Origin of the sequence: Aeromonas finlandensis, assembly GCF_000764645.1 — a bacterium.
In the GTDB taxonomy this organism is placed as follows: Bacteria; Pseudomonadota; Gammaproteobacteria; order Enterobacterales; family Aeromonadaceae; genus Aeromonas; species Aeromonas finlandensis.
In genome coordinates, this window is sequence record NZ_JRGK01000141.1 from 1 (window position 1) to 7,381 (window position 7,381).

Below are 7,381 nucleotides of genomic sequence, written 5' to 3' on the forward strand. Positions count from 1 at the left end.
AGCTTGCCCAGCCCCTGAAGGCGGGCATTGAAGAACGGCAACACCATGGCCGCCCCTTGAATTGCTCGGGCCGCCCCTAGCATTGAAAAATCCATCAAGTCCTTCGACTCAAAGGCGGCTTGGGCATGGCTCTTGCCAGCCTTGATGGCTGCGTCATAGACCGCTTCACGGTTGGCGTTCTCCAGTCCCTCACCAAGCCTGTTGTACTTCTCCCACACGTCGGCCACTACCCCTTTGGCGTGAGCCGCATTACGGATGATGGACTTCTCATATCTGGCGATCTGCTCTGGCGTCATCCCCTTGCGGCGCAGCGACTTGCGCACCGTGTCAGCCATCGCGGTGGGGTCATTGCCGTTGACGTAGCCGCCAAGGAAGCTGGCACCACTGAACATCACATCAATAGTGCTGCCCTCCATGGCCAGGGTTTTCCTCACCCCCTTGATGGAGTCGATCACCGGCTTGAAGCCATCCTTGCTGATCACCCAGCTGGAGAGTGAGTCGCGCAAGAAGTTGCGCAGCATGAACTCGGGTGATGCGGTGACGCCGGCTGTCAGCAGGCGCTTGGCCTTGGCTGCCACATTAATCATGGTTCCGAACGGCTGACGATCGAAGAAGGTCATGGCGCGGTAAAGGTCAGGATCCTCCACCCGGATCATGTAGTCCTCACCATCCAGCTTGACGGTGATCAGGTCCTTGCCGTTCTTGAGTGCCCGCCAGTCCATCATGTTGGGCTTGGCCACCACCTCGATGAGACCGGTATCTGCCAAGTTCCAAACTGTCTTTTGCGCCGCCATGTTCTTCATGGAGGCATCGATCAGCTTGGAGGTAGAGGTGAAGATGTTCTCGAGCAGATCGTTGGTGTTGGCCTCGCCGCCCTTGAGCTTCTTAATACCGGCGTTCTGGTTGGCGATCCCCTTCGGCTTGAAGGGGGCGATAACGTCGCCATCTTCCGACTCGCGGAAGAAGGGGATATACCACTCGCTCTCGAACTCGGCCCGCGCCTCAGCGGTAAAGAGCCCAGCCTCTTGCGCCAGATCCAGCGTGGCGGCATTAAGCCGGTTCCAGCGTGCCTTGGCCACCATGAATTTGGCCTCTTTGCCCTTGCCGACGCCTTTCAGCGCTGCGATGTCATTGGCATCGAGCAGGTTCTCACGCCCCTGCCCCAGCAGGATTTCAGCCCGGTGACCGGCCATCCAGCCAAGCCAGTTGTGCAGGTCGGCCCCCAGGTCAGAGAAGATCCCCAGCAACGCATCTTTCTCACCGGTTCCGGCTTTGCGCTGGATCACCCCATCCTTCCATTCCGGCAGGCCATAGAGCATGGTCGCCTGCATGGTGGAGGCCGCCCCGGTGGCCATCCGTGCAGCGATATAGCCAGAGTCGGCAGCGTCCGTAATGCCTGCGGCTTGCTCTGCATACTTGATGGGAGCCAAGGCATCGAGCACTTCGGTATTGGCTTTTTTGATGAAGCGGTCAACCCATGACTGGACCACTCCGCGATCTACCGATCGCAGCTTGGCAAGGTTGGCTTTGGTATTATCGATGATGTCAGGCTTGGGGCCCAGATTGAGTTTTTCCATCGCCTTGTCAGCGACGGTATTGGTTTGGCTGAATTTCAGACCATCAGGTGGGAGAGATCCATCGTCTCGAGGGCTTTCATGTTCGCCTCGTGCCGGCGCCGCATGTCCTGCCGCAGCGACTCGATCTCGGACTTTGTCAGCATCCTTGGCAAGGTCTCCTCTGGAGAGTATATTTGAGTCAGAAACCCGTTCTGGTGAACCACGCTTGGGCAATTGGAGCCCTTGGGTCGTACCGAGCGGGTTTTGTTTTTCTTTGGCATATCTCAGCAAGCCCTCTTCTAACCAGCCTCTCAACACACGATGACTATGATCCTTCCCATAAACGCTGGCAATGCGGTTGATATCAATACGTCCCGCTTTGGCATTCAAATGGACAGCAGTAATAATGGGACGACCAGACGCATCACTTGCATCGATCAAGATAGTCTTGGCGCCCTGCTCAGTTTTTGAATCGAATACTGCGATCGGATCATGCAGCAGCTCAGGCAATTGTTCAATCACGGGCATCGGCACATCATGTTTGACCCCGTTTGTGGCTTTGCGAACAATGTCTCTGGTAATACGCAGCGGCAGATCAGGCGCGCCAACGGCTTGAAGCACAGCGGGCGTGCGTCCCATTTCGATAACCATTTCACCGCTTTTTGGTGACGTCATCACCTTGCCTAATTGCCGGCGATATTCCTCTGCCTCGGCTGGATTCGGTTTGAATGTATTCTCACCCGGCTTCTCCTCTTGGCTAAACTTCTTGCCGCCAGAACCACCGTCATCAGAGCCACTACGCTGCATCCTCTTACCCAGCCCCTCGATCAGGGTCCGGGTCTCAGCGGCAGTGATACCATCAGGCACGAAACCAACTGAGCGCAGGGCCTTGGTGACCCAGGCCACCACCCGATCCCAGCCGCGGTCCCAGGCGCTTTGCTCCAGCTCAGCTAGGTGGGCAACCACCTCTTCAGCCTGAACACCTATATCCTCGTCAGCATAATGAGTATCAACCCAGTCCCATACAGCCTTCATACTTGGGTTTTTCTTGGACTGGATCAGGCGGCTCATCAGCTTGGTGTATTCACCATCGCCCAGCACATTGGCCAACCCATAGTGGGCCAGCACCTCATGGCGCAAGATCTCGCGCATCCGGGTAGGATTGGCAATCGTGTCGGCGGCCACATGCAGGGTGCTTGCATCGTCATCGAACGCAGCGCGCCGGATCAACCCCTCTTTGGCATCCAGCCCCAGCGCCCGCTCAAGCTCTGCCTGGGTAGCGTGGATCTGCACATCAATGCCACTGGCCCCCTGGTACTGCCTGAACCATATCTTGGTGACCAGCTCCGCCTCTTTCTGGGTCAGGTGCTTGGCTGGCTTGTCGCCTTGCGCCATGGCCTGCTTGGAAAACAGGATCCGGCGATCCCCTTCCTCACGCTCTTCAATGGTGTCAAAGAACTGATCAAAGCCAGCCCGGATGGCAGGAACCTCCCCGGCTGTCGGGTAGGGATAACTCGCATCAAGCCGCATCCCCAGCGCAGCTTCCGCATCCCAGGACGCCTCACTGACGATGTTGGCCAGGTAATCGTTACTGGCACCCTGGTCTTGCAACTTGGCTATCAGGTACGACTCAAACGCCCGGGCGCTCAGCTCGCGATCGGTGGTCCAGTACGCCTTACTTCGCTTGTCATCCAGCTTGCGTGACCGCTCTTTGAGCGCGGTGCGCTTAATGGCCCGGTTGACGGCACCGAACGCTTCGATCATCTCTTTGCGCACGTCACCACGGTGGACGAATGGGCTCTCCCGGGCCGCCAAAGAGACATCCAGTGCCTCGGTCATCATGTCGCCTGGTTGGCCCCGGGCTCTGGCAAAGTAGCCATCAAGCGCATGCCACCATTCATGGCCCAACGAACCGGCGCCATTCATCTTAGTGAGGTTGATCACCACCTTGCCATGCTCATAGTGAGCCGCAGCCGGATTAACCCCACCAGATCCCCTGGCTCCGAACGCCAGCCCCAGCTCGCCATTGAGTGACAACGCCTTGGGAGAGATCCCCAGCACCGCCGCCATATCCATCAACGCATCGTAGGCATTGTTCAAGTCCCGCTGACGACGGCCCTGCTCCACCCAGTTACCGAACTCCACTCCGCGAAAGCCAAATGCCTCACCGAACAGATCAGGGGTAACGTCGGCCCCACCGCGCATGTCCTCACCCACACGAGGCTGGTTGATGTCACGGCGCTCATGCGGGATCTCCTTGGCCTTTTCCAGCTTGCTGACCAGCTCGTCATAGTGGTCATCACGGTACTTTCTGGCATCACTGACGTTATCGAATGCCTCTGTCAGGTCCAGGTGGTTGCGGCCCACCTTCTTCCCAACGATCCAGCCTTGGCCATCACGGCGGCTGTAAATGGCAAACGAGATGGCTTTGGGTTTACTGTCCGCTTGCGTCAATTGGTCATAACGATGCTTGAACGCAGCAATCACTTCTGCCTTGCTCGCCCCTGAGGCAATGGTTCGCGGCCAGTTGCCGAAGACACTCGACTTGCTCTCTCGGCTCAGGGTCCAAATACCCTTGGGTGGGTTGTACTTCACCCCCTCGTAGAGGCTGTAACTGCCCAGGCTGAGCGTCAGGTCGGCCAAGCTTCGTTGGTGGCCGACCGCCACATAGAGCTCTGCTCGGTGCTGAATTGCATGGGCACTGCGCAGGCCGCTGCTCGAGATCACGCGCTTTGCCGCATCGGCATCAAGGGTGCCATCCATCAGGCCAAGGGACAGGTCGCGCAGCGACTTCACCGCCTGCGCCCAATTACCGACCTTATAACTGACGCGAGGCTTGGCTGGGATAGCATCACGAGCAGCCCTGGCAATGGCTACCGCATGGCGATCCATTCCAGACTCAATCAGCTTGTCGTAGTCTGGTGCTGGCCACGCCTTGGAGAGAGGCAATGCCTTGATCTGCTCAGCGGTATCCCCTTCGACGGTGTCGCGGTACGCCGTCCAGGTATCCTTGCGTGCCCCACCAATCTTCTCGCCAAAATCTGCGATCTTGCTCTGTGGCTCGGCCTTGCCAGCCACCGCCGGCTTGGTGGTATCACCGTCACTGAGCCAACGCTTAAACGCCTCGACTGGCATGGCCTTGATGGCGCCCAGCCCCTTCCATCCCTGCTGATAATTGGCCAGGTAGCCAACGCGGGCGGCAGCTTCATCTGCAAAGCCCATCATCACCTTGTGCTCGTCAAACTTGCCGGTCTTGGGGTCCACCTGATCCACCACATAGACCGTTTCGCTATCCGGCTGGTCACCGATGAACACATCGACGTGATCGCCGTCAGCACCCAGGGTGCGCTTGATGTAGCCGTAGTCGTGAGCCATGGTCGATTGCCACGCCTTGCCGTCCTGATCGGTACCGGAACGGGTGGAGCCCTTGGGGTTCTCGAGTGCGATATCCAGCCCCTGCAGCGTGAGGTGCCCCTTCTTGTAGTTACCCGCCTCTTTCTGCGCGTCGGTGGGCTCCGGCGCTACCTCGGCGCGAGCGGCTTCGATCTGCTGCACCGGCTCACTGGCGGCAGGCTTGGCAAACTCCCGCACCTTGGCAGCTGACGACGTGGCCACTACCAGCCCACCTTTGCCTGGGATCACCTTCACGCCGGTATCCTTGGCCCAGCGCTTGATCATGGGCAGATCGCCTTTCAGGGTGATGGTGCCGTCAGGGTTATCAATGGCCTCATGCCAGGGCTTAGGCTGAGCTACCGGTGTGTCAGCCCCAGAAACAACAACCCCGGCATCAGTGGCCGGGGCTGTTAGTGTCGGGTCATCAAGAGATGGTCCATCTGGTACAGGTAGAGCAGCAGCGAGAGCTGGCGGATCTCCAGCTCCAATTCGGTCGGTGAGTTCGGCAGGGGTTGGCTCAGAACCTGCTGCAGCTGGTTGGCCTGCTCCAGGCTGATCACCTTGTCGCTTACTGCTGACTGCAGGTACTGGGGTAACGGGCTCATTGCTCACCTCTGCTTGTGGCTGACTGGGATGGGGATCGTCGTGTTGCGTGGTTTTTGCTTGCTCAACCTCGACAATCTCGGCTACCCCAAAGCCGCCACCATTAAGCGGCACCGGGGTCTCCTTACCCTTGCGACTGGCAAGCTGTGCCTCTTTTTCACTGGCAAATGGTTTGCCTTTACGGGTAATGCGTAAGGATTGAAGCGGGCCAAAGATCGAGTCTGTCTCACTGCCAGCTCGCGCGATCGCTTGCTCACGAACCTGTGTGGCAACCTCTGCGACATACTGCGACTCAATGCCTGACTCAAACGTGGCACCCTGTAACGCCTCACGTTGAGCCAAGCTCTCTTTTTGCTTCTGCTCGGCCGTCTGCCGATAGCCATCAATCTCGCGCTCTTGCTCGGTTGGTGCCCTCAGTGCGTTCGGTTTGCGCCCCTCTGCTGCAACCTGTGAGGCAGTTTGGTTGCCAGCGAACGGATCGACCCCAAGTGCGCCAGACTGAACCTGCTCATAGAGGCTTGGTCCCTGCTCCCCCCTGTCGATCTGGGCGGCAACCAACTCTTGCACAGACGGGCCGAACTCCCCAGACAAGGCGCGCTGTACCTCTGTATCCTCAGCCATACCTTGGAAGCGCTCGGCAGTATCGTCTTGGCGCAGGTATGCAGGCACATCCCTCACTTCATCAAACTTGCTGGCGCTGGGACCGAGCGGATTTTGTTCAGTATTTGTTGACCCAGGCTCTGCCAAATCATCCACGGCAGTAGCCAGATCAGGCGCTGCCGCCTGCGCAGGATCATCTACTGGAATGGGATCTGCCGCAGGGGCGGCCTCATCCATCACTGGTGAAGCAGGATCGGTGACGGCGTCGCCAGTACTCTGACTGGGTTCAGCAACATGCTTACCACCACGCAGGCCGCCAGCAGCACCGACAGCGCCCCCCGTGCCCATACCGATAAGGCCACCTTCCAGCGCACTCGATACCACCCCTTTCATCGGGTCGATGTCTGCCGCAGCCACCTCGTTGAGGGATTCGTTCACCGCATATTGCTGAACGCCCTCTTCAAGGGTCTCGCCAATGCCCTCACCCACCGCCCCTTTGGCAGCGCCTTTTAGCATGCCGCCTGCAGCCACCTTGCCTGCCAGCATCTTGAACAACATGGCATCGCCCATCATGGAGCCCATGGCAGCGGCGCCCCAAGTCTTGGCGTCGCTCATGGTGGCGCGGCTGGCAAGGTTGGCCGTTTCTTCTCGGGCTAGTGCCAGCTTTTCATCATCGGATAGGTGTTGTGTCTGCTGATCCTGGTCGATGCGAGTGAAGGCCTGGCGGAAGGTGGCACTGGCCGCAAGCTCGTCATAACTCATACCAAGTACGGTCTCCTTGGTATTCACCCCAGCACTGCCGACCGAACCTGTTGCCCCCGTAGTGATGGCCGCACCGGTGGCCAGCTTGGAGACGGTCTTGGCTGCTACTGCCTCAGCTACCTGCTGCGTGGCACCACGTTTGATCATCGATGCCGTCACCGCCCGTCCAATGCTGGCCTTGGCAACAACACCGGTCACACCACCGGCCAGCAGGGTCGGCTCCAAAGAGCCAACGCCCTGCGCCATCTTCATGGCCCAAACATCGATATCACCAGCGCCATCCCCTATGGCGAGGTGCCCCTCTGGGGTCTCATCCACCAAACGACGGTTGATTGCCTCTTTAGCATCAGGGCTCATACCTTCTTTCAGTGATCCGGCCCCCGACGTGGCCAGCTCACCGGCACCCGCAACAAAGTCCAATACGGGACTGAGCTTACGGGCCATGTTGGCACGTGACTGTTCCAGGT

At 58.8% G+C, this 7,381-nt stretch carries 1 protein-coding gene; it reads right to left on the reverse strand.

Translation table 11 applies throughout. The features are described from left to right. The coding region (locus tag LD28_RS23610) for an LPD5 domain-containing protein (protein WP_193354306.1) at positions 1 to 7,271 on the reverse strand (7,271 nt) is incomplete at its 3' end. Between the last annotated feature and the right edge of the window lie 110 nt (positions 7,272 to 7,381).